The following is a 22,800-nucleotide window of genomic DNA, read 5'->3' on the forward strand; positions in this document are numbered from 1 at the left end:
TCCACCTCGCCCACCGGGCGATCACCACCCGGAATCGATGGCAGCGCCCCGCCGGACATCCGGGTCCGCGCCTTCAGCCTGCAAATCCCGCTGTGCTGCAAGGCGTTCCGGCGCGTTCGGCGGTGCGGTGGAGACCACCGGCGGCTCCGGCGGAACCATCTCCTTGCTCAGATCCGGCATACCGGGAACCAAGTCGGCGAGTTTGGGCAGCCGCCGCCGGTTCTGCTCCAGCGGAGCCATGAGTTCGCGGCTGCGCCGTGCCACGTCGGCCGCGGCGCGCTGGGCCGCCTCGGTCACCGCCTTGGCGATCTCCATGTAATCGAGATCCGCTATATCGGACGCGAATCGGGTCTCGATCACGGTGCCGTCGGCATTAACGGTGACGGTGACGCGCTTACCCGCCGTCGTGGCCGAGGCGGTCAGCGCGGCACGCTCCCGCTGCAACCGGGTGATGTCCTGCAACTGCTGCGCAAGGCCGTCGAGAATATCGGATAGGCCCGCTTTGGCGAATTCATTGCTCACGATGTCACCGGAGGCCCTTGGCGTTGGTTTCTTCCATCTCCCGCAGTTCCTTGGCCGCCTTGGCCTGGCCCGTGGAGAAGTTGTTGAAGGTGCCCGCCATATTGTTCGCGCCCAGCACGAGATTGGCCTTGGTGGCCTTGTAACCCTCTTTGCCTTCGGCGAATTGGTTACCGAGCGTGTCGTTGCCCCAGGGCTCGCCCCGCGAGTTGGTGGCGGCGACAAACGTGTCGATCACCGACTCGATACCGTCCCGCACCTTGCCCGTCTTGCCCGAGGCGGTCTGCAGGTGGTCTATGTAGCTCTCCAAGCGGTCCGACATCCGCCACACCTCCCGTTCGCCGACTACGCGCTCGGGTCACTGTGACAGCTCCGGGCAACCGCGCAATTGACGGAATATGAACGGAGAGTGCCGATCCGGAGGTCTTACCTCGACCTGGGGCGGAGCACGAAGCTCCGCCCCAGCAATCATTCCGTTTCCTCGCCGCGCTCTTCCATATGCGCCAGCACCAGATTCACCCGGTGTTCGAGGCGGTCGGCGAGCCGCTGCTTGCTCGCCCCCTCGGCTTTCGTCTCCAGGGTCTCCATCTCGATCAGATAGCGCCCGTCGTCCGGGAGGTCCCGCCAGAGCAGGGTGAGCTCCATGATGCCGCGCGGCCCGTACTTGGAGCGGGCCTGGAGAACCCTTATGGCCCCGCTCATTTCGGCGGGTATGGCCCACCACGCCTGGCTGCGCGTCTCCACCGAATCGTCGAAGGAGTCGAAGGCAAAGGAGTGCGAATTACGTTCTCCCTCCGACGGTCTGGCTTCGAACACGATCGGCAGCGCTGGACCGCGCCCAGCCTCGGTATCCGGCAGTTCGGCGATCATCAGCGCGGGCAGTTCCTCCGGTTCGCACTCGGTCACCGTGAAACCACCACTGTGATAGATGGTTTCGCCCGGAGCCTGGGTCACCATGACCGCGCGGCGGCCCCGGCGCGCACCGTGCACCCGAATGCGCTTCTTCGGATTCTCCAGATCACCGTCGCACCAGGCGCTCGAGTAAATGAGCACCTCCGGCCGCACCAGGGTGTCGATCACCGAATTGAAACCGGGGTCCAACCGCTCCCGCAACCGCGCCTCGGTCTCGATGAGCTCGCGCTGGAATTCATCGTAGGAGTCCGTGCGGCTGGAGAATACGAGCGGCGGCGGCATGAAACCGTCGAAATACCGGTTGGACAGCGTCCGGAACTCGACGTCGGTCAGCTCCCACCTCATGCCTCCGACTCCGTGGTCGCCTCGACCGGCACGCCTCCGTGGATGAGCGAATCGACGAATTCGACCGGGTTGAAGGCCGGTTCGGCCCCGGCTCCGGCCGCGACCGCTACACCCTCCGGTGCGCCCGTCACATTCGACACCGGCGATACGAGGCTCTCGTCGAGTCCGGCACCCCCGAACAGGTTGGTGAACGACGGCGGGGTCGAGACCTGCCCGGCGGCCGACGCCACTGCCGCCCCGGCGGGGACGCCCTCTGCGGGCAGTCCCGCCGTCGGCGCGGTGGGCACCTGCGTGTTCGTCGTGGCCAACCCGAGCAGATCGCCCAGCTGCGAGATCTTCTCCGGCGACTGCTGAATCTGCCCGAACGCCTGGGTGACCCGATCCTCGGGCACGCCGAGCAACTGCGCGAGCTGCGCGTTGTCCCCTTGTCCCAGTGCGGTTTCGAGCTGCTGGAGAATCGTCGGCAGCTGACTGGCGAGCTGTGTGACGCCCTGGGTAGCCGCTGTGACCAACGAGGACAACGTGCTCAACATCTGAGATGCGTCGTTGGAGTTGTTGTTCGACGCGTTGTTGGCGTTGTTGTTCCCCGGAGTGCTCGGTGTGGTCGGGGTATTCGGCTTGTTCGGGGTGTTGGGCGTGGTGGGGCTGTTCGGCTGCTGCGGATTCTTGGGCTGTTCCTGGTTCTTGGGCTGCTCCTGGTTCTTCGGCTTGTTGTCCTGCGTGTTGTTCGGGTTCTGCGGATTGTTCGGGTTCTGCGGCGAAGACGGGCTGCTCGGCGAGGACGGACTACTGGGCGAGGACGGACTGCTCGGCGACGAAGGGCTCTTGGGCGACGACGGACTCGACGGCTGCTGATTCTTCGGGTCGTTGTTCTTGGGATCCTTGTCCTTCGGATCCTTGTCCTTGGGATCCTTCGGCGGCGTGGGAACACTCCCCGGCGACGACACGGTCGGCTTGGGTATCACTGCCAGCACCGAGGCAGTTTCATCGGCCGGTTCGATGAAGTCGCGCTTGTAGAACCCTCTGAACTTGTTCAGAGAGTCCTCGCACATCTTGTCTTTCATCTCGTTCTTGTCCGGCATGGTCTGCGAGCACCACGCCATCCAGTCCGCGGTGTACTGGAGATTGCGCCCGACCACATTCATGGTGTTGGTCAGCGCCTGTGAATCCTTGACGTAGGCCTGGGTGGCGTCCCGCGCGGCCTTCGCACCGCCGTTCTCGCTTCCGCTCCACTTTCCTTCCAAATTCTGGATCGCGGTCCTGAAGTCACCAAGGTTGGTGTTCAGCCAACCGGACATATCGCAGTACACGCCCGCCGCGGCGCTGTACGGGTTGGGGTTCAGGGAAGTGCCGAGCGTATGCAGATCGTTCCATTGCATGGTGTCCGGGGTTCTGTGGTCCAGCTTCACCGACGTCTTCGGGCCGTGATAGTCCTTCACCTCGCCTGGACGTTTCGCGGGGTCGTAGCCGGAGATGGCACCGCCCGTGGTGTAGGCCGTCTTCCATTCCGCGCCACGGGGTTTGGGCTTGTGGTCGAGATTGGCCGCGCCCGCCGCGATCTTGTTGCTGCCCAGATCCAGCTTGGCGAACTTCTCCTTGTTGTCGTCGTTCATATTGACGTAGGCCTTGCCCGCCGCGATGAAGGCATCGGCCATATCGGAGATGAGCTCGATATGTTTGTCGAACGCGGCGATCAGGTCCGTGCCCTGCTCGCTGAGTTTGGTAGCCAGCAGTTGCCCGGCGGGCAGGTTGCCGATCTGCGGCAGCTGGTTGAGCTTGCTGTCCTCGGCCATCTTCCGGTAGTAGCGGAACTGCTGCACGATATTCGAGCAGGCCTTCACGGCGTCGTCCACGAACTCGGGGTCGAAGGTCAGCCAGTCCTTGGAGCCTTCCGCGCCCGCCGTGAGGCCGGACCAACCGGTAGGGGTCTTGTCATTAGGTGCCATCGGTAACTCTGTCGCTTTCCCCGTCTCGCGCCCGTTTCTGCCAGCACAGCTTACTTTCATGAACTTCTGATGGCGCGCAAAGAAATTGAGCGTTCAGGTTCGCTGGCGGTGTCACCCCGGTCGCGACACGCTCACCAGGTCCGCTCCCGCCGCCCGCTGGCAAATCAGTACAGTTAATGAACCGCAACACGGGAGAGGAGAAGGCCCTTGCCGCCGCCGCGCAGTCCGAACCCGCCGCTTACCGTGGGCGGCGTGACCAATCCTGTGGCGGCGACGTTCGATCTGCTCGGCGACCGCCTCACGCTGACCATCCTGCGGCACGCTTTCACCCATCGGGCGCGGCGATTCAATCAGTGGATGGAGTGGACGGGGGCTCCGCCCGCGATGCTCGCGGCACGGTTGAACGCCCTGGTCGACGGCGGTGTGCTGATTCGGGTTCCGCGGGAGGGGGGCGCGGAGCGGTACGAGTATCGGCTGACCGAACTGGGGTTGGCCACGTGGGAGATCCTGGTGTGCGTATGGGCCTGGCAGCGGGAGTGGACCGCCGAGGGGGCGGTGCTGCCGGAGTTGGTGCACGGGGAGTGCGGGCACCGGGGACCGCCGATGATCATGTGCCGAGGGTGCGGCCGGACGGTGACCACGCACGAGACGGCGGTGGAACTGTCGCAGGATGCGTTGTGGCACATCGCGTCCGGGCGGCGGCGGTCGTCGCGGGCGGGTGGGGCCGGGCGCGACGAGGTGCGGTTCGAGGAGGTCATGCAGGCCATCGGGGATCGGTGGAGCGCCTCGGTGACGGGGTTGGCGCTGGCGGGGGTGCGGCGGTTCGGGGAGTTTCGGGAGGCGCTGCGGATGTCGCCGACGACGCTGACCGAACGGCTGTCGCGGCTGTGTGAGGCGGGGATGCTGCGGCGGGACGAGGATTCGGCGGAGTACCGGTTGACGCCGCGGGGCCGGGGGCTGTTCGGGGTGTTCGCGTTCCTGTTGGCCTGGTCGGAGCTCGCCCATCCCGAGGTGGACGAATCCGGTTTGCGGATCCGGCATCTCGACTGCGGGGAGGTGCTCGCACCGGCGCTGCGGTGCCGGGGATGCGAGGCGCGACTGGGGCGCACCGAGGTGCGGTTCGAGCCGCTGCCGCGGGGACTGGCGGGCCAGCGGGATTGATCTCGGGCGGTGGCCCGAGCCTTGACAGTGCCACATGAGACGCGTATCACTTCATTAACTGTAGTGAATCGGGCGCAGTCGCCCCACCGCCTTCGGAGGCAATCCCATGACCCTCAGGGAAGAACTCATCGCACCGGCCGCCGAGGCGCTCGCGAATCCGTATCTCGAAGGGCCGTACGCGCCGACGGGTCAGGAGGTGACGGCGACGGATCTGCCGGTACTCGCCGGAGAGCTGCCGCGGGATCTCGATGGGGTGTACGTGCGGAATGGGCCGAACCCGCAGTTCGCGCCGCTGGGGAGGTACCACTGGTTCGACGGTGACGGGATGCTGCACGCCGTGCATTTCGAGCACGGGCGCGCGACCTACCGAAATCGCTTCATTCGCACACGGGAATTCGAGGCCGAGCGGGCGGCGGGCACCGCGCTGTGGCGCGGGGTGATCGAGCCGTGGGACGACAATCCGGCCGGGGACCGCCGCGAACGCGATTCCGCCAATACCGATGTGGTGTTCCATCACGGGAATCTGTTGGCGCTGTGGTACCGGGCCGGGAAACCCTACGCGCTCGACCCGGTCAGCCTGGAGACGAAGGGGGTGGACGAGTTTGGGGGCACTTTGCCCGGCGAGGTCTCCGCCCACGCCAAAGTCGACGAGCGCACCGAGGAATTCGTGTTCTTCGATTACGGCATCCATTCGCCGTATCTGCGCTACGGGGTGGCGGATGCGTCGGGCACGGTCACCCACTACACCGGTATCGAACTGCCGGGGCCGCGGCTGCCGCACGATATGGCGATCACCGAGAACTATTCGATTCTCATGGATCTGCCGCTCTACAACGATCCGCGAGCCGCGGCCGCGGGACGGTTCAAGCTGTTCTTCGACCGCGAATTGCCCAGTCGCTTCGCGGTTCTCCCGCGTCGCGGGGATGGGAGCCGGGCGCGCTGGTTCGAGGCGAAACCGGGGTACATCTATCACTCGGTCAACGCCTGGGAAGAAGGCGACGAGATCGTCATGGTGGCCTGCCGGGTGTCGCGGCCCAGCCCGGCTTCGGATCGGACGCATCCGCTGGCGCAGCTACTGGCCTACCTGCGACCGGAGGCGACACTGTATCGGTACCGGTTCAATCTGCGCACCGGGACGACGGTCGAAGAGGCCCTCGATGACGTGAACACCGAATTCCCGGCGATCGACCAGGGCCGCACGGGGCACCGTGGGCGATGGTCGTATCAGATGCGGCTATCCGTCGACCGCACCATGCTTTTCGACGCGGTCATGAAATATGACGTGCTCACCGGGGCGAAGCAGACCCAGCCCTTCGGCGCGGGGATATTCGGCAGTGAACTCGCGGTCGTGCCGCGACCGAACGCCGCGGCCGAGGACGACGCCTGGCTGACCATGTTTGCCCACAACAGTCATACCGGACTCGGGGAGGTCTGGATCTTCGACGCCGCCGACCTCGCCGCCGGACCCGTATGCCGCCTCGGGCTGCCTGTGCGGGTGCCCCTCGGCTTCCACGCCACCTGGGTGAGCGGGGAACGCATGCGCGCCGCCGCGCTGCCGGTCGATTGAGGTCGGGCACATGAGGCACGGGAAACCCGGTCCGGCAACGATTTCCACGGAATCACCCCCGCCCGCCGGAGTTCACCGATACGCGGGGTCACCGAGCAGCGAAGTACGGCTCAGCGTGAGTCTGCCGTATTGGCAGGACCGCGACCCCATGGATGCGCTGCGTGTGGCGGAGACGGCCGACAAATTGGGATATCGACGCTTGTGGGTGGGCGAGATGGCCACCTTCGACGCCTTCGCGCTGGCCACGGCCATCGGACTGTCGCCGGGTCGAATCCCCTTGTGCATCGGGCCTTTGGCGGTCGATGTGCGGACCCCCGCCATCATCGCCATGGGTACCGCCAGTGTCGCGGCCCTCACCGGCCGCCCGGTCGGCATCGCCCTGGGCAGCTCCAGCACGGTGGTCGTGCGCGACTGGCACGGCCGCGAAAGGCAGCGCACCGCACTACATCTGGAGGAGACGGCGCGCATTGTGCGGGCGCTGTTGGATGGTCTGAAGGTGGACTTCGACGGTGAGGTGGAGCGGACGCGCGGGTACCGGCTGCGGCTACCGCCTGCGCCGTGCGAACTCACGGTGGCGGCATTCGGCGAGCGGGCGCTGGCCGCCGCCGCTCGGACCGCAGATCGGGTGGTGCTGAATTTGGTTACACCCGAACAGGTCTCGCGGTCGGCGGCGCTCGCCGCCGATCTGGCGGCCCGCGCTGGACGGCCGACACCCGCGATCTCGGTGTGGGTCACCGCCGCCGCGAATCCGAGCCGGGCGGTCTATGACTCCGTGCGGCGGGGGCTGGTCGGTTACCTGCGCGCGCCCGGGTACGGCACGATGTTCACCGCCGCCGGTTATGGCGAGCTCGTGCGGCTGGCCCGGACCGGCGCGCATCCGCGCGAAGTGCTGGCCGCCGTTCCGGACGGATTGGTGGACGCCGTCGGACTTTTCGGCGGCACCGAAGTGCTTGCCGAGCGGCTCGGCGCGTATTGCGCCGCGGGGGCCGACGAGGTGGTCATCGTCCCGGCCACCGTTACCGACGATCCGTCCGGACAGCACACGCTCGAAACCCTCGCTGGGATCGCCCATGTTCGAGCCGAGCCCGCCGAGCCGTTGAGAGTCCCCCGGCGAGACACTCTCCGGCGGCGGACATCCCCGGGAGCCGGGGATGGCTGACGCCTACGTCTACGACGCCGTCCGACTGCCGCGCGCCCGGGTGCGACGATCCGGCGGCACACTCGCCGACCTAACGCCCTACGACCTGTTCGGCCAGTTGTTGGCCGCATTGGAGAAGCGTTGCTGCCCACCGGAATTGGTGGACGATGTGATAGTCGGCGTCAGTACCGCGACCGGGGAACAGGCGGGCGATATCGCGCGGGCGGCGCAACTGTGGGCGGGCTGGCCCGATTCCGTTCCCGGCGGGGTGGTTTCGCGGCTGCGCTGCTCCGGCTTGGACGCGGTGGAGAGCGCGGCGGCACGGGTGTCGGCCGGGTTCGCCGATGTGGTGGTGGCGGGCGGTGTCGAATCCATGTCGCGCGTGCCCATGCTGTCGGATCGGCCCGCCATTGCCGAGGATTCGGACCTGGGCGAGCGCACCGGATTCGTCACCATCGGCGTCTCGGCCGATCTGACCGCGGCGGCGCAGGGTATCGGACGTTCCGAATTGGATGCCTACGCCGTCACTTCGCATCGAAAAGCCTCCGCCGCGGCCGTTTCCGATGCAGTCGTACCCGCACGCAAGGGTGGCACCGTACTTCTCTACGGCGACGAAGGCGCGCGAGCGAATGCCCGCCTGGACGACTTCGTGGCACTGCCAACACTTTTCGGCAGCGATGCCGGGTGGGAGCGGGTGGCACGCCGGATACCGGGACTACCGCGTCCGGACGAAGGACTGCACACCATTGGCACCGCACCGCAATTGGCCGATGGTGCTTCGGCCATCGTGGTTGGCAATAGGCGGGCTGCGGGGATACTCGGTCGCGCGCCCGTCGCACGGATTGTCGGCACCGCGCAGACCGCCGTCCGCTCTCCCCTGCTCACCGCACCCGTGACCGCCTCGACACTGGCACTGCGTCGCGCCGGAATCACCGCCGCCGACCTCGACGCGGTGGAGGTGAACGAGTCCTTCGCCGTCACACCGCTGGTGCTCATGCGCGAACTGGGACTCGACCCGGAGCGGGTGAATACCGCCGGAAGCGCGCTCGCCGTAGGCCATCCGCTGGGTGCTACCGGCGGCATTCTCATCGCCCAGGCCCTCGATGCCCTGCGCCGCGTCGACGGCGAACACGCCCTCGTCACAATTCCCGCCGCCTTGGGGCTGGGTACGGCCCTCGTGCTGCGCCGAGAAACCTGAGCACACTTCGACCTTCAGGAAATCCCATGTCCGAATCACCCGTCCGCACCAGCGGAAATCCCCCGACCTGCCACCCCGAGGAGACCGTCCGCAGATATCTCGCCGAGGGTTGGTGGGAAGACGAGACGCTACCGAGGGCGCTGCGCCGCCGGATCGAGGCCGCGCCGGACTCCCCCGCCACCAGCGATCCCGACAACTTGGCCGCGCTGACCGGAGCCGTACCGCGCACCGTCACCTGGCGCGAGCTCCGGCGGTGCGCCGTTGCCGCCGGGTGTGGTGCGCGGATGGCAGGAGGAGTTCGGCATCGAGGTGCTCAACTACTTCGGCTCCAACGAGGGCGTCTGCCTGCTCGGCGCGCCCGCCGACATTCCCGATCCGACCATGCGCGCACAGCATCTGCCGCGCTACGGGACGCCGGGCGTGCGGTGGTCCACACGGTTGGCGGAGAGCACCGAGGTGAAATTGGTCGATGTCGTGACCGGTGCGGCGGTCACCGAACCGGGAGCGCGCGGGGAACTGCGACTGCGCGGACCGGCCGTATTCGGCGGATACCTGCCCGGCACCGCCACGGTCGTGCCGTTCGACGCGGACGGATATCTGTGCAGCGGAGACGTTTTCGAGCTGTGCGGCGAGGACGGACGCTACCTGCGCTTCGTGGATCGGGTGAAGGAGATCATCATCCGCGGCGGCATGAATATCGCGCCCGCGGAGATCGAGGGCCTGCTCGGCGATCATCCGGCCGTGGCGGAGGTGGCGGTGGTCGGCTATCCCGACGCGATCCTGGGCGAAAAGTGTTGTGCCTTCGTCGTTCCCGCGCCCGGGACCCAGGTCACGTTGGACGATCTGGTGGCGCACCTGCGGTCCCTCGAGGTGGCCTCGTTCAAGCTCCCCGAACGGCTCGAGCTGGTCGACACCCTGCCGCGCAACCCGGTCGGCAAGGTGCTGCGGCGCGAGCTGCGCGCCACCCTCGTCACCGAGCAGTCCTGAACTATCCACAGGAGTCCCCATGTCCCCCAGCACCATCCACATTCTCGGCGGCCACCAGACCGATTTCGCCGCCAACTGGCACCGTGCCGGACTCGGATTCGATTCGCTCATAGGCGAAGTCGTGTCCCGCACGCTGGAGGCGGAGCGTATCGACGCGACCGATATCGGAGTCATCCACGTGGGCAATGCCTTCGGGCAGCTGTTCACCGGCCAGGGCCAGCTCGGAGCCATGCCCGCCACCGTCGTGCCCGAACTCCGCGGTCTTCCCGCCAGCCGCCACGAGGCCGCCTGCGCCTCCGGCAGTATGGCCGTCCTCGCCGCCATGGCCGATCTGGAATCCGAGCGCTACGACTGCGCGCTCGTCCTCGGAGCGGAATTGGAGAAGACCGTCCCGGGCGCGCAGGCCGCGCGCTACCTCGGCGCGGCCGCTTGGGCCGGGCACGAGGCCCAGGACACCGATTTCGTGTGGCCCACCATGTTCGCCGCCATCGCCGACGAATACGACCGGCGCTACGGGCTGGACTCCGACCATCTGCGGGCCATCAGCGAACTCAATATCGGCAACGCTCGCGCCAATCCCCTTGCCCAGACCCGGGATTGGCGTTTCACCGCGGAGAGCTTCACCGCCGACGACACCGCCAACCCACCCGTCGCGGGCGTGCTGCGCCGCCAGGACTGTAGCCAGATGACCGACGGCGCGGCCGCCGTGGTGCTGGTCTCTGACCAATTCCTCCAGCGCCGCGACGATCTTCGCGGCAGCCGCCACGCCGTCATCGCCGGGTGGGGTCACCGCACGGTCGGCCTGTCGCTGGAGGCGAAGCTGCGTGACTCCGCCGACGATCCCTACGTCTTTCCCCATGTGCGCCAGGCGGTGCGCGACGCCCTCGACCGCGCCCGTCTCGCCGATATCTCGGCCGTCGACGGCGTGGAAGTGCACGACTGCTTCTCGATGTCCGAATACCTGGCCATCGACCATCTGGGTATCACCGCGCCCGGCGAGAGCTGGAAGGCCATCGAAGCCGGTGAGATCGCCCGCGACGGACGGCTGCCCGTGAATCCGGGCGGCGGTCTCATCGGCATCGGGCACCCGGTCGGCGCGACCGGCGTCCGCATGCTCTTGGACGCGTACAAGCAGGTCACCGACCGAGCCGGGGAATGCCAGGTGCCCGGTGCGCGCCGCTTCGCCACCGTCAATATCGGCGGCAGTGCCACCACCGTGGCGGGATTCGTGGTCGAAGCCGCGTAGCCCACCCTGAGCGGTCGCCCGGGGTTCCTCGGTGGAATGATCGAACCCGTGCGAGTACTGGTGCAGCGGGTGAGTCGAGCGCAGGTCACGGTGGACGACGAGGTCGTCGGCCGGATCGACCCCGCCGCGCACGGCGCGCCGCAGGGCCTGGTGGCCCTCGTCGGCGTCACCCACACCGATACCGACGCCACCGCGAAAGCCCTCGCCGACAAGCTCTTCCGGTTGCGCATCCTCGACGGCGAACGCTCGGCCGCCGACCTGAACGCGCCCATCCTCGTCATCAGCCAGTTCACGTTGTACGCCGATACCGCCAAGGGGCGTCGCCCCTCCTGGTCGGCCGCCGCCCCCGGCCCGGTCGCCGAACCGCTGGTCGATACCTTCGCCGCCGCTCTCCGGGAGCTGGGCGCCACGGTGGCGACCGGCCGGTTCGGGGCGCACATGCACGTGGAGCTGGTCAACGACGGACCCGTGACCCTGTTGTTGGAAGCCTGAACACGACCTTCTCGGTACCGTGGCGGTCATGCTGCTGTGGATCAACGGGCCCTTCGGGGGCGGTAAGACGCAGACCGCGTACGAGCTTCGCCGTCGGCTGCCGGGGAGTGTGGTCTGTGATCCCGAGATGGTGGGATTCGGGCTGCACCGGGCCATGCCGCCGGAGTTGCGCGGGGACTTCCAGGATCTGGCCGCGTGGCGGCAGGGCGTGGTCGAGGTGCTCGATCTGGTGCTGCGCAAGCACGAGGGGACGGTGATCGCGCCGATGACCGTCGTCAATGCGGCGTACTTCGAGGAGACGGTGGGCCGTCTCCGCGAAAAGGGTCATGACGTCAGGCATTTCGCGCTCCTTGCCCGCCGGGAGACGGTGTTGGACCGGCTGCGCGAACGTACCCTCTTCGGCTTGCGACCCCAGGGCGACAGCTTCGCCGTCGGCAATCTCGACCGGTGCCTCGAAGCGCTGCGCGGGCCCGAGTTCGCCGAACACATTCACACCGACGACATCAGCACTCGCCAAGTCGCTGACCGGATCGCCGCCTCCGCGGGGTTGACACTCGAACCGAACACCGACGGACGACTGCGGGGCGAGATGAATCGAATCCTGGTGGGAATCAAGCACATTCGGTTCTGACTACCCCCGGATACGAACACACCCGCCTCGGCGAGCCGAGACGGGTGTGAAATGCCTTGCGGGTGACGCTATTCCGGGCGCAGCGTGAGGATGCGCGGGCCGTCCTCGGTGACCGCGACCGTGTGTTCCCAGTGAGCGGCGCGGGAGCCGTCGATGGTCACGACGGTCCAATCGTCTTCCAGGGTCTTGGTTTCCGTGGTGCCGAGGGTGAGCATGGGCTCGATGGCCAGCACCGAACCGACCACCAACTGCGGGCCCTTGCCGGGCTTGCCCTCGTTGGGGAGGAACGGGTCCATGTGCATCTCGCGGCCGATGGCGTGGCCGCCGTAGCCGTCGACAATGCCGTAGGCGCGGCCGTGTTCGGCCTCCGCGGCGCGGGTGCCCAACTCGATGGCGTGCGAGACATCGGTCAACCGGTTGCCCGGCAGCATGGCGGCGATACCGGCCTCCATGGACATCTTGGTGGCCTCGCTCAGCAGGCGGTCCGCCTCGATGATGGTGCCGACGCCGAAGGTCCAGGCCGAATCACCGTGCCAGCCTTCGAGAATCGCGCCGCAGTCGATGGAGACCAGGTCGCCCTCGGCGAGAATGTCCGCCTTGGACGGGATGCCGTGCACCACACGGTCGTTGACCGAAGAACAGATCGAGCCCGGGAAGCCGTGGTAGCCCTTGAAGGACGGGATGGCCCCGGCCTCGCGGATCACCGATTCGGCGACCTCGTCCAACTCCAGGGTGGAGACCCCGGGCTTGGCGGCATTGCGCACCGCCACCAGGGCGCGGCCGACCACCGCACCGGCCGCCGCCATCGCGTCGAGCTCACCGGCGGTGCGGAAGGGCACCACCTTCTTGTTCTTGCGCCCGAAGACCATTCAGCGACCCAGCGCCCGCAGCGCCCGCGCGTTCACGTCGTCGATATCGCCGACGCCCTCGACCGTCACGACCAGCCCGTCGTAGTGCTCGAGCAGCGGCTCGGTCTCCTCGCGGTAGACGCGCATCCGGTTGCGGATGGTCTCCTCGGTGTCGTCGGCGCGGCCGCGCGCCAGCATGCGGTCCACCACCACGTCCTCGGCGACCACGAAGCACAGCACCGCGTCCAGCTTCTTGTCGTCGGAGGTCAGCATCTTCTCCAGCGCCTCCGCCTGGTCGACGGTGCGCGGGTAGCCGTCCAGCACGAAGCCGTTCACGGCGTCCGGCTCGGCGATACGCGACTCGACCATACGGTTGGTCACATCGCTGGGCACGAGATTCCCGGCGTCCAAGTACTTCTGCGCCTCGCGGCCGAGCGGCGTCTGCTGGCTGATGTTCGCGCGGAAGAGATCCCCGGTCGAGATGTGCGGTACACCCAGCTTCTCCGACAGCAGCACGGCCTGGGTGCCTTTGCCAGCACCGGGCGGTCCGAGCAGAACAACTCTCACTTGAGGAACCCTTCGTAATTTCGATTCATCAGTTGGCTCTCGATCTGCTTCACGGTATCGAGGCCGACACTCACGATGATCAGCACCGCGGTACCGCCGAACGGCAGATTGGAGACACCACTGTTGTTGCCCATATTGAGGAAGACATTCGGCAGTACGGCCACCGCGCCCAGATAGATGGAGCCGGGCAGCGTGATACGGCTGAGCACGAAGTTCAGGTAGTCGGCGGTCGGCTTGCCGGGGCGGTAGCCCGGGATGAAGCCGCCGAACTTCTTCATCTCGTCGGCGCGTTCCTCCGGATTGAAGGTGATGGCGACGTAGAAGTACGTGAAGAACACGATCAGCGCGAAGTAGATCGCCACGTATACCGGGTTGCTCGGATTCACCAGGTATTTCTGGATCTGCTCCTGCCACCAGGCCGGTTCCCCGGAGCTGTTCTGCGTCAACTGCGCCACCAGGTTCGGCAGGTACAGCAGCGACGACGCGAAGATGACGGGGATGACGCCCGCCTGGTTCACCTTCAAGGGCAGATAGGTCGACGACCCGCCGTACATCTTCCGGCCCACCACGCGCTTGGCGTACTGCACCGGAATTCGGCGCTGGCCCTGTTCGACGAAGATGACGGCCACGATGACGGCGAGCGCGGCCAGCAGCACGAGGGTGAACTTGACCTTGGAACCGCTGTCCCAGATCATCTTGCCCTCGGCCGGGATTCGCGCCGCGATACCGGCGAAGATCAGCAGCGACATGCCGTTGCCGACACCGCGCTCGGTGATCTGCTCGCCGAACCACATCACCAGTGCCGCACCGGCCGTCATGACCAGCACGATGATGATCATGCCGAAGATGCTGGTGTCGTCGAGAATGTCTTTGGGACACCCGCGCAAGAGCTGTCCGCGCGATGCGAGCGCCACCAGACCGGTGGCCTGCAGAACCGCCAGCGCGATCGACAGATATCGGGTGTACTGGGTCATTTTGGTCTGACCCGCTTGACCTTCTTTTCGCAGTTCCTCGAACCGCGGGATCACGACGGTCAGCAGCTGGATGATGATGCTCGCGGTGATGTACGGCATGATGCCGATCGCGAACACCGACAGCTGCAGCAGCGCACCGCCGGAGAAGAGGTTGATGAGCTGGTAGATACCGGCGGAGTCACCGCCGTTGACCAGATCGACACACTCTTGAACGTTCTTGTACGAGACGCCCGGGGAGGGCAGCGCGGCACCGACGCGGTAGAGCGCGATCAGGCCCAGCGTGAAGAGAATCTTCCGCCGTAAGTCCGGGGTCCGGAAAGCCGACACGAAGGCGGAAAGCACAGATCCTCCTGGCTAACGACATGGGTCAGGCCATGGCTTCAGCGAATGCGGGAAACGCCGATCCCCATGACGGTGTTGGCAGACAACACTTGAACTTTAACAGTGGCACCGGACGAGCTCTTCACTCGTCCGGTGCCTCTGTGTTTTCAGCCTACCGTCAGGCCAGTTCGGTGGCGGTGCCACCGGCTGCGGCGATCTTCTCCTTGGCGGAGCCGGAGAACTTGTCGGCGGAAACCTGAACGGCCACACCGATTTCGCCCTCACCGAGCACCTTCACGAGCTCGTTCTTGCGAACGAGACCCTTGGCGACCAGTTCGGCCTTGCCGACCGTGCCACCCTCGGGGAACACGCGGGCGATATCCGACACGTTCACGACCTGGTACTCGGTGCGGAACGGGTTGGTGAAGCCCTTGAGCTTGGGCAGCCGCATGTGCAGCGGCATCTGCCCACCCTCGAAGCGGACGGGAACATTCTTGCGAGCCTTCGTACCCTTGGTACCGCGGCCCGCGGTCTTGCCCTTGGAGCCTTCACCGCGACCCACACGGGTCTTCTCGGTCTTGGCGCCGGGGGCAGGACGCAGGTGGTGCAACTTGATGGTCATGCCTTAAACCTCCTCAACATGAACGAGGTGGCGCACGGCATTGATCAGGCCACGGTTCTGCGGGTTGTCCTCGCGAACCACGGTCTGGCGGATTCCGCGCAGCCCGAGGGTGCGAAGCGACTCCCGCTGATTGGCCTTGGCGCCGATCTTGGACTTGATCTGGGTCACCTTGAGCTGTGCCATATCAGGCCCCCTGTCCCGCGCGTGCACGCAGCATGCCCGCAGGAGCGACGTCCTCGAGAGGCAGACCGCGACGGGCCGCGACCTCTTCGGGACGCTGCAGCTGCTTGAGGGCAGCGACGGTGGCGTGCACGACGTTGATGGCGTTGTCGCTACCGAGCGACTTCGCCAGAATGTCGTGGATACCAGCGCACTCCAGCACGGCACGAGCCGCGCCACCGGCGATCACACCGGTACCGGGCGAAGCCGGACGCAGCATGACAACACCGGCCGCCGCCTCACCCTGAACCGGGTGGACGATGGTGGAGCCGATCATGGGGACGCGGAAGAAGCTCTTGCGAGCCTCCTCGACACCCTTCTGGATGGCCGCGGGAACTTCCTTGGCCTTGCCGTAGCCGACGCCGACCAGACCGTTGCCGTCACCGACGATCACGAGGGCGGTGAAGCTGAAGCGACGACCACCCTTCACGACCTTGGAGACGCGGTTGATGGCGACGACGCGCTCGAGCTGATTGGTCTTCTCGGCCTGCTGCTCGTTCCGACGGTCGCCGCGGCGACCCCGGTTGTCACGATCATTCGGGCCATTGTTTCCGGCGGGACCGTTGTTTCCGCCGTCACGCCGCTGACGTCCCGGCATCAGACGTTCCTTCCGTTCGCAGTGTTGATCATCAGAACTTCAGCCCACCTTCACGAGCGGCATCGGCGAGCGCCGCGATCCGGCCGTGGTAGTCCTTGCCACCACGATCGAACACGACGGCCTCGACACCGGCGGCCTTGGCGCGCTCAGCGATGAGCTGACCGACCTTGGCGCTCTTGGCGGACTTGTCACCTTCGGCGGCACGCACATCGGCCTCGATGGTCGACGCGGCGGCAATGGTCTTGCCGACCGAGTCGTCCACCAGCTGAGCGTGCAGGTGACGCGCCGAGCGGTGCACCACCAGGCGCGGACGCTCGGTGGTTCCTTCGATCTTCTTGCGCAGACGGAAGTGGCGACGCGCCTTCGACAGCCGACGCGCGGTCGAGACATCCGTGCCCTTCGGCTTGCGCCGGGCCTTCTGGTTCTCAGTTTGTGCCATGGCTTACTTACCCGTCTTTCCGACCTTGCGGCGAACGACCTCACCGGCGTAGCGGATGCCCTTGCCCTTGTACGGGTCGGGCTTGCGCAGGCCGTGGATCACCGCTGCGATCTGGCCGACCTTCTGCTTGTCGATGCCCGACACCGAGAACTTGGTGGGGGACTCCACCGCGAAGGTGATGCCCTCGGGGGCGTCGATCGGCACCGGGTGGCTGTAGCCCAGGGCGAACTCGAGGTTCGAGCCCTTGGCGGCCACGCGGTAACCCACGCCGAAGATTTCCATCTTCTTCTCGTAGCCCTTGGTGACACCCTCGATCATGTTGGCGATCAGGGTGCGGGTCAGACCGTGCAGCGAGCGGTTGGCGCGCTCGTCGTTCGGTCGGACTACCTCGAGTTCACCGTTCTCCGCCTTGGTGACGGTGATCGGCTCGGCGACCACGTGCGAGAGGGTGCCCTTGGGACCCTTCACCGCGACGTTCTGGCCGTCGATGGTCACCTCGACACCGGCGGGAACCGGGATCGGCTTCTTACCGATACGCGACATTGTTCCTACCTCCCTTACCAGACGTAGGCGAGGACTTCCCCGCCCACACTCTGCTGCTTGGCCTGACGGTCCGTGAGGAGACCCTGGGACGTGGAGATGATCGCCACGCCGAGGCCACCCAGCACCTTGGGCAGGTTGGTGGATTTCGCGTACACACGAAGGCCGGGCTTGGAGACGCGCCGCACACCCTGCAGGGAGCGCTCGCGGCTGGGGCCGTACTTCAGGTCGACGATCAGGGTCTTGCCCACCGGGGCCTCTTCGGTCCGGTAATCGGCGATGTAGCCCTCGCGCTTGAGGATCTCGGCGATATTCGCCTTGAGCTTCGAGTGCGGAGCCTTCACCTGATCGTGGTACGCCGAGTTGGCGTTGCGCAGACGGGTCAAGAAGTCTGCGATCGGATCAGTCATGGTCATGAGTTGACCGCTACCTTTCTCGCCGCGGTTCCCATTCAGCACCGTCACACGGGCGGTCGTGGGCCTACGACAATTCGGGATTCGGTCCAGTCGGGATTGCCCGACCGGATGTTCGCTCGCGCTTGGCACGGCCGCGGGCAGACGCCTGCGGACACAAGTGTGCCCAAGCAACTGGTCCAGTGTAGACAAGCCCCCGACCAGCTCAAAATCGGGGTGGGCCAGGCCACGAACCACCGATGAATTCCGGTGGCCCGCACCGTCCAATGTTTCGAGGCCGCGGGGAAGCGGTCGACGAACCGAAACGGATAGGACAAGTGCGATGAGCAATCCGGAAACCACTTACACCGCTGAGCCCAACAGTCATGCGGCGACCACCACCGCGATCATCGATGCGCCGAAGGCTGCGGTGTATCGGGCCTACACCGAGGCGGACCTGCTGGTTCGGTGGTGGGGGCCGCGCGAGTTGACCAGTAAGGTCGAGCAGTTCGAGCCGGTGACGGGTGGGGCGTGGCGGGTTGTGCACGTCGATCCGTCGGGGGCCGAGTACGGCTTTCGGGGCGTGTATCACGAGGTGAGCCCTGACCGGATCGTGAATACCTTCGAGTTCGATGGCACCCCCGGCCACGTCTGCCTGGAGACCGTCACCTTCGAGGACGTGGACGGGAAGACTCGCGTGACCTCGCAGTCGGTGTTCCAGTCGGTGGAGGATCGCGATGGGATGGCTCAGTCGGGGATGGAGGAGTTCGCGCCGGTCGGTATGGCGCAGTTGCAGGAGGTCGCCTCGTCGTTGTGAGAGCGCGGGAGCGGTTGTTAGGATGACCCCGCTCGAACGATAGGCGGGGGAAGTCTTTGCGTGGCAAGTCATTTGGGAAGTTCGATGCCGATATGCGGCGGATGTCGCGGCGGGTGGGGTACGCCTTGCCCGCGGCGGTCGCGGCCTCGCTGATCGCCACCGGCTGCGGTGGATCGAACGCTCCGCGGGTGCCCAAGACGGCACCGGTGTCCAGTACCGCGCCGCGCACCACCGCGCCCACCGTGAGCTCCACGCCGAAAACCACCGCGCCCAAGTCGACTACGGCCGTCAGTCCGCCGACCACCACCCAACGCGGCGGTCTCGGTGGCGGGTCCGGCGGAGGCGGCAGCTGAACGGTGGCCGCACGGGGGCGAAAGGCATCCCGCGGCAACGGCTCTGGCGGGCTCGCGGCAACCTCCACGCGAACAGCCGAAGGCCCCCTTCCGGATCCACGGATCGGAAGGGGGCCTTCGGGTTTGGGGTCGCTAGCTCACCAGGAGCTCTTGTGCACGCCCGGCAGTTCGCCGCGGTGCGCCATTTCGCGCAGGCACACGCGGCACAGGCCGAACTTGCGGTAGACCGCGTGCGGGCGGCCGCAACGCTGGCAGCGGGTGTAGGCGCGCACCGCGAACTTCGGCTTGGCGTTGGCCTTGTTGACGAGAGCCTTCTTAGCCATGGATCAGTTCTCCTTGAACGGGAAGCCGAGGTGCTTCAGGAGCGCGCGGCCTTCTTCGTTGTTGGTCGCCGTGGTCACGACGGTGATGTCCATACCGCGCGGGCGGTCGATGGAATCCACGTCGATCTCGTGGAACATCGACTGCTCCGAGAGACCGAAGGTGTAGTTGCCGTTGCCGTCGAACTGCTTCGGCGACAGGCCGCGGAAGTCGCGGATACGGGGCAGCGCGATGGAGATCAGACGATCCAGGAACTCCCACATGCGGTCGCCGCGCAGGGTGACCTTCGCGCCGATCGGCATGCCCTCACGCAGCTTGAACTGCGCGATGGACTTGGTGGCCTTGCGGATCTCCGGCTTCTGGCCCGTGATCAGGGTCAGGTCGTGGATCGCGCCGTTGATGAGCTTGGCGTCACGGGCGGCGTCGCCGACACCCATGTTCACGACAACCTTGACCACGCCGGGGATCTGCATGACGTTGTCGTAGTTGAATTCGCTGTTCAGCGCGTCCTTGATCTCGGCACGGTAGCGCGCCTTCAGACGGGGCTGAGTCTTCTCGGTGGAGGTCATCAGATGTCCTTCCCGTTGCGACGGGAGATGCGAACGCGCTTGCCGTTCTCGTCGGTGCGGTAGCCGACGCGGGTCGGCTTGCCGTCGGAGTCGATCACCATCACGTTGGAGGCCTGGATCGGCGCTTCCTGCGTGACGATGCCGCCCGAGCTGGCACCACGCTGGTTGGCGGAGTTCGCGATGTGCTTCTTGATCCGGTTCACGCCCTCGACCAGGACCTTGCCGGTCGCGGGGTAGGCCTGGATGACCTTGCCCTTCGCGCCCTTGTCCTTACCCGAGACGACGAGCACGGTGTCGCCCTTGTGCACCTTCATGGTCAGAGCACCTCCGGGGCCAGCGAAACGATCTTCATGAAACGCTTCTCGCGCAGCTCACGGCCGACGGGGCCGAAGATGCGGGTGCCGCGCGGATCGTTGTCCGCCTTGATCAGCACAGCGGCGTTCTCGTCGAACTTGATGTACGAACCGTCCGGACGGCGGCGCTCCTTGACGGTGCGCACGACGACCGCCTTGACGACCTCGCCCTTCTTGACGTTGCCGCCGGGGATGGCGTCCTTGACGGTGGCGACGATGATGTCACCGATACCGGCATAGCGACGCGACGAACCACCGAGCACGCGGATGCAGAGGATTTCCTTAGCACCCGTGTTGTCGGCGACGCGCAGCCGCGACTCTTGCTGAATCACTTCAGCTCCTCCTAGACCTGGACGTTATGCACGCCGGATTGCCGACCCGACGGGCATGGTCAGTTGCCCTTCAAACGCGCGCCTGCCAGCGGTTTTGCTGGATCAGAAGTGATCAACCACTGTGGGTTCGCGGCCGAAGTGCGGGCATAGCTCCCGCAGGCAACCGGTCCACTATAGCGAACCCGCAGGTCACACCCAAATCAGGGGTGCGAGGTCACAGTGCCGCTACCCTCGACGGCGAGCAACACCCGAGCAATCAATATGCACCTCCGCACCAGAGGAGTCCTGTGAGTTCGCCGGAGCACTCGTTCGCTCTCGACCGCCGTACGTTGCTGAAGGCCCTGGGGTTGGCGCCCGCGGTGGCGCTGTTGCCCGCCTGTTCGACCGATAAGCCCGGCAAGGCCGCTGGACCGGATCTGTCCGGTTCGGATCCGGGGGTGCGGGCACAGGACGATCTGTACCGGTTCGTCAACGGGAAGTGGCTGCAGAACTACAAGCTGCCGCCGGACAAGAGCTCCTACGGCACCTTCGCCGAGGTGGAGGACCGCACCGAGCGGCATCTGCACGAGATCGTGGACGGAATTCACAATCCCGACGGCGGCACCGCCGAACAGCAGATTCGCGATCTCTACGACGCGTACATGGATACCGAGGAGCTCGACAGGCTCGGAATGTCCCCGCTGGCAGCGCTTTTGGGCAAGATCGACGCGGCGGCGGGGAAGCCGGATCTGGCCATGGTGATGGGGCAGCTGCCACTCGACGGGCTCATCGGCCTGTCGGTGGGCATCGACGACCGCGCCGCGCGCCAACACATCGCCACCATCGACCAGGCCGGAATCGGACTGCCGGAGCAGTACTACCGGGACCCGGAGTACGCGGATACGGTCGCCGCCTACCGCCAGTACCTGGAGCGCATCGCGACCGCGGCGGGATTCGCCGATCCGAAGGCCATGGCGGGGCGGGTGTTCGAGCTGGAGCGGCGCATTGCCGCGGGGTTCTGGGACAACGTGCGCACTCGGGATCCGCAGGCCGCCTACAACAAGATGAGCTGGGACGAACTGGTCGCGCTGGGCCTGCAATTCGACTGGGGCCCTTGGCTATCCGGGCATACCGAGCGGCCGCGGGAATTGTTCGCCACCGTGCTGGTGCGCCAGCCCTCCTTCGTCACCACGGCGGCCGGGCTGTGGGGCGAGGTGGATATCGCCGACTGGCGCGACTACCTGCGGCTGGGTCTGGTGCGCACCTGGGCGGAGTACCTGAAATCCGATATCGCCACCGCCAATTTCGATTTCTACAACAAGGAGATGGGCGGTCAGCAGCAGCCGCCGGAGCGGTGGAAGACCGCCATCGCGACGCTGAATTCGAATCTGGGCATGCCGCTCGGGAAACTGTATGTGGCGGAGTTCTTCTCGGAGGATTCCAAACAGCGGGTCCAGGATCTGGTCACCAACCTGCTCGCCGCCTACCGCGCCAACTTCCGCGAATCCAGCTGGATGTCGCCGCCCACCCGTGAGGCCGCGGTCGCCAAACTCGACAAGATCGACACCAAGATCGGGTACCCGGATCACTGGGAGGACTACTCCTCGGTCACCATCACCCGCGGCAAGCTGATCGAATCCCTGTTGGCGGTCGATACTTTCGAGTCCAAGCGCATGTTCGACAAACTCGGGCAGCCGGTGGACCGCTCCGAATGGGGCATGCCGCCGCAGACGGTGAACGCCTACTACGAGCCGACCCGCAACGAGATCGTCTTCCCCGCCGCCATTCTCCAGGCCCCGTTCTTCGACGCCGATGCCGAGGAGGCGGTGAACTACGGCGGAATCGGCGCGGTCATCGGCCACGAGATCGGGCACGGCTTCGACGATCAGGGCTCGCTCTACGACGGCGAGGGCAATCTGCACGACTGGTGGACGCCGCAGGATCGCGCCGCCTTCGACGCCAAGACCAAGCAGCTCATCGAGCAGTACAACGCGCTGGTGCCCACCGGGCTGCCGCCCGACCAGCACGTCGACGGCGCGCTCACCGTGGGTGAGAACCTGGCGGATCTGCGCGGCCTGGGAATCGCCTTGGCGGCCTACGGCATCGCGCGCCGCGACAACGGCGACACCGTAGATTTCACGCCCATGTTCGAATCGTGGGGCCGGATCTGGCGCATTCAGGTGACCCCGCAGTACGCCGAGACGCTGCTGACCCAGGATCCGCACGCGCCCGGGGAATTCCGGTGCAATCAGACCGTGCGCAATCTGGCGGAGTTCTACAGCACTTTCGGGGTGACGGAGAGCGACAAGGAGTGGCTCGCACCCGATCAGCGAGTCACGCTCTGATCCCAGCCGCACTCGTCCGGCCGACCATCGCGCGGTGGCGCCGGTAGCCTCGTCCCGGAGCAATCCATG

The 22,800-nt window shown here is 66.3% G+C and carries 28 protein-coding genes and 1 pseudogene; 12 read left to right on the forward strand and 17 right to left on the reverse strand.

All coding sequences use genetic code 11. The features are described 5' to 3' along the window. Positions 1-21: 21 nt before the first annotated feature. The 4 genes from ACIBH2_RS25275 to ACIBH2_RS25290 form a co-directional block, all read right to left on the reverse strand. A complete protein-coding gene (locus tag ACIBH2_RS25275) occupies positions 22-522 on the reverse strand; it encodes a YbaB/EbfC family nucleoid-associated protein (RefSeq protein ID WP_397121703.1) in 501 nt (166 codons plus the stop codon). Positions 523-526: 4 nt separating this feature from the next. After that, on the reverse strand, positions 527-841 hold the full coding sequence (locus ACIBH2_RS25280) for a hypothetical protein (RefSeq protein WP_397121705.1): 315 nt from the start codon (positions 839-841) through the stop codon (positions 527-529). A 146-nt stretch (positions 842-987) separates the two neighbouring features. Next, complete coding sequence (locus ACIBH2_RS25285; RefSeq protein WP_397121707.1) at positions 988-1,776, reverse strand: ESX secretion-associated protein EspG; 789 nt, start codon at positions 1,774-1,776, stop codon at positions 988-990. Further along, positions 1,773-3,722 carry a hypothetical protein gene (locus ACIBH2_RS25290; RefSeq protein ID WP_397121709.1) on the reverse strand — a complete coding sequence of 650 codons (1,950 nt, stop codon included), beginning with the start codon at positions 3,720-3,722 and terminating at the stop codon, positions 1,773-1,775. The genes ACIBH2_RS25285 and ACIBH2_RS25290 overlap by 4 nt, the downstream gene beginning before the upstream one ends. A 252-nt stretch (positions 3,723-3,974) precedes the next feature. Between ACIBH2_RS25290 and ACIBH2_RS25295 the strand changes: the two genes are divergently transcribed. From ACIBH2_RS25295 to ACIBH2_RS25335, 9 genes and pseudogenes are all read left to right on the forward strand, one after another. Continuing rightward, positions 3,975-4,883, forward strand: coding sequence for a winged helix-turn-helix transcriptional regulator (locus ACIBH2_RS25295; protein WP_397121711.1), 909 nt, complete (start codon positions 3,975-3,977; stop codon positions 4,881-4,883). Between the two features lie 106 nt (positions 4,884-4,989). Next, a complete protein-coding gene (locus ACIBH2_RS25300; protein WP_397121713.1) occupies positions 4,990-6,450 on the forward strand; it encodes a carotenoid oxygenase family protein in 1,461 nt (486 codons plus the stop codon). A gap of 115 nt (positions 6,451-6,565) precedes the next feature. Next, positions 6,566-7,609: an LLM class F420-dependent oxidoreductase gene (locus tag ACIBH2_RS25305; protein WP_397121715.1), complete on the forward strand. Its 1,044-nt coding sequence runs from the start codon at positions 6,566-6,568 to the stop codon at positions 7,607-7,609. Then, positions 7,602-8,786, forward strand: coding sequence for a thiolase family protein (locus tag ACIBH2_RS25310; RefSeq protein WP_397121717.1), 1,185 nt, complete (start codon positions 7,602-7,604; stop codon positions 8,784-8,786). Before ACIBH2_RS25305 ends, ACIBH2_RS25310 begins: the two co-directional genes overlap by 8 nt. 258 nt (positions 8,787-9,044) lie before the next feature. Next, a pseudogene (locus tag ACIBH2_RS25315) lies at positions 9,045-9,329 on the forward strand (AMP-binding protein); the annotation flags it as partial. Between the two features lie 147 nt (positions 9,330-9,476). Further along, positions 9,477-9,773 carry a hypothetical protein gene (locus ACIBH2_RS25320; protein WP_397123004.1) on the forward strand — a complete coding sequence of 99 codons (297 nt, stop codon included), beginning with the start codon at positions 9,477-9,479 and terminating at the stop codon, positions 9,771-9,773. Between the two features lie 19 nt (positions 9,774-9,792). Then, complete coding sequence (locus ACIBH2_RS25325) at positions 9,793-11,019, forward strand: acetyl-CoA acetyltransferase (RefSeq protein WP_397121719.1); 1,227 nt, start codon at positions 9,793-9,795, stop codon at positions 11,017-11,019. Positions 11,020-11,067: 48 nt separating this feature from the next. After that, the gene (gene dtd / locus ACIBH2_RS25330; RefSeq protein WP_397121721.1) at positions 11,068-11,511 is read left to right on the forward strand and encodes a D-aminoacyl-tRNA deacylase; all 444 of its coding nucleotides are present in this window, start codon (positions 11,068-11,070) and stop codon (positions 11,509-11,511) included. A 28-nt stretch (positions 11,512-11,539) separates the two neighbouring features. Further along, positions 11,540-12,142, forward strand: a complete 603-nt coding sequence (locus tag ACIBH2_RS25335; RefSeq protein WP_397121723.1) for an AAA family ATPase — start codon at positions 11,540-11,542, stop codon at positions 12,140-12,142. Between the two features lie 68 nt (positions 12,143-12,210). Here the strand turns inward: ACIBH2_RS25335 and map are convergent, their stop codons facing one another. The 9 genes from map to rpsH form a co-directional block, all read right to left on the reverse strand. Continuing rightward, positions 12,211-13,011, reverse strand: a complete 801-nt coding sequence (map, locus tag ACIBH2_RS25340) for a type I methionyl aminopeptidase (RefSeq protein ID WP_397121725.1) — start codon at positions 13,009-13,011, stop codon at positions 12,211-12,213. After that, positions 13,012-13,557 (reverse strand): adenylate kinase, encoded by a 546-nt coding sequence (locus ACIBH2_RS25345; protein WP_397121727.1) that lies wholly within the window; start codon positions 13,555-13,557, stop codon positions 13,012-13,014. Continuing rightward, positions 13,554-14,873 carry a preprotein translocase subunit SecY gene (gene secY / locus ACIBH2_RS25350; RefSeq protein ID WP_397121729.1) on the reverse strand — a complete coding sequence of 440 codons (1,320 nt, stop codon included), beginning with the start codon at positions 14,871-14,873 and terminating at the stop codon, positions 13,554-13,556. The genes ACIBH2_RS25345 and secY overlap by 4 nt, the downstream gene beginning before the upstream one ends. Before the next feature lie 157 nt (positions 14,874-15,030). After that, the gene (gene rplO / locus ACIBH2_RS25355; RefSeq protein ID WP_397121731.1) at positions 15,031-15,474 is read right to left on the reverse strand and encodes a 50S ribosomal protein L15; all 444 of its coding nucleotides are present in this window, start codon (positions 15,472-15,474) and stop codon (positions 15,031-15,033) included. Between the two features lie 3 nt (positions 15,475-15,477). Next, complete coding sequence (gene rpmD, locus ACIBH2_RS25360) at positions 15,478-15,657, reverse strand: 50S ribosomal protein L30 (RefSeq protein WP_397121733.1); 180 nt, start codon at positions 15,655-15,657, stop codon at positions 15,478-15,480. Position 15,658: 1 nt separating this feature from the next. Next, positions 15,659-16,291, reverse strand: coding sequence for a 30S ribosomal protein S5 (gene rpsE / locus ACIBH2_RS25365; RefSeq protein WP_397121735.1), 633 nt, complete (start codon positions 16,289-16,291; stop codon positions 15,659-15,661). A gap of 31 nt (positions 16,292-16,322) precedes the next feature. Then, on the reverse strand, positions 16,323-16,730 hold the full coding sequence (gene rplR, locus ACIBH2_RS25370) for a 50S ribosomal protein L18 (protein ID WP_397121737.1): 408 nt from the start codon (positions 16,728-16,730) through the stop codon (positions 16,323-16,325). Between the two features lie 3 nt (positions 16,731-16,733). Next, entirely contained in the window at positions 16,734-17,273 is a 540-nt protein-coding gene (rplF, locus tag ACIBH2_RS25375) for a 50S ribosomal protein L6 (RefSeq protein ID WP_397121739.1), read from the reverse strand. Positions 17,274-17,287: 14 nt separating this feature from the next. After that, positions 17,288-17,686 (reverse strand): 30S ribosomal protein S8, encoded by a 399-nt coding sequence (gene rpsH, locus ACIBH2_RS25380; RefSeq protein ID WP_397121741.1) that lies wholly within the window; start codon positions 17,684-17,686, stop codon positions 17,288-17,290. Between the two features lie 319 nt (positions 17,687-18,005). Between rpsH and ACIBH2_RS25385 the strand changes: the two genes are divergently transcribed. Then, on the forward strand, positions 18,006-18,479 hold the full coding sequence (locus ACIBH2_RS25385) for an SRPBCC family protein (RefSeq protein WP_397121743.1): 474 nt from the start codon (positions 18,006-18,008) through the stop codon (positions 18,477-18,479). Between the two features lie 92 nt (positions 18,480-18,571). Continuing rightward, positions 18,572-18,832 carry a hypothetical protein gene (locus tag ACIBH2_RS25390; protein ID WP_397121745.1) on the forward strand — a complete coding sequence of 87 codons (261 nt, stop codon included), beginning with the start codon at positions 18,572-18,574 and terminating at the stop codon, positions 18,830-18,832. Between the two features lie 137 nt (positions 18,833-18,969). On the opposite strand, the gene ACIBH2_RS25395 is transcribed toward ACIBH2_RS25390, so the two are convergent. The 4 genes from ACIBH2_RS25395 to rplN are packed head-to-tail and all read right to left on the reverse strand — an operon-like array spanning position 18,970 to position 20,407. Then, a complete protein-coding gene (locus tag ACIBH2_RS25395; protein ID WP_014981705.1) occupies positions 18,970-19,155 on the reverse strand; it encodes a type Z 30S ribosomal protein S14 in 186 nt (61 codons plus the stop codon). A 3-nt stretch (positions 19,156-19,158) separates the two neighbouring features. Further along, positions 19,159-19,722: a 50S ribosomal protein L5 gene (gene rplE / locus ACIBH2_RS25400; protein ID WP_397121747.1), complete on the reverse strand. Its 564-nt coding sequence runs from the start codon at positions 19,720-19,722 to the stop codon at positions 19,159-19,161. Further along, entirely contained in the window at positions 19,722-20,036 is a 315-nt protein-coding gene (rplX, locus tag ACIBH2_RS25405) for a 50S ribosomal protein L24 (protein ID WP_397121749.1), read from the reverse strand. Before rplX ends, rplE begins: the two co-directional genes overlap by 1 nt. A 2-nt stretch (positions 20,037-20,038) precedes the next feature. Next, positions 20,039-20,407, reverse strand: a complete 369-nt coding sequence (gene rplN / locus ACIBH2_RS25410) for a 50S ribosomal protein L14 (RefSeq protein ID WP_033090674.1) — start codon at positions 20,405-20,407, stop codon at positions 20,039-20,041. A 287-nt stretch (positions 20,408-20,694) separates the two neighbouring features. Between rplN and ACIBH2_RS25415 the strand changes: the two genes are divergently transcribed. After that, positions 20,695-22,731 (forward strand): M13 family metallopeptidase, encoded by a 2,037-nt coding sequence (locus tag ACIBH2_RS25415; RefSeq protein ID WP_397121751.1) that lies wholly within the window; start codon positions 20,695-20,697, stop codon positions 22,729-22,731. The last annotated feature ends 69 nt before the right edge of the window (positions 22,732-22,800 follow it).

The sequence above is a fragment of the Nocardia sp. NPDC050406 genome (genome assembly GCF_044459025.1).
Lineage (GTDB): Bacteria > Actinomycetota > Actinomycetes > Mycobacteriales > Mycobacteriaceae > Nocardia.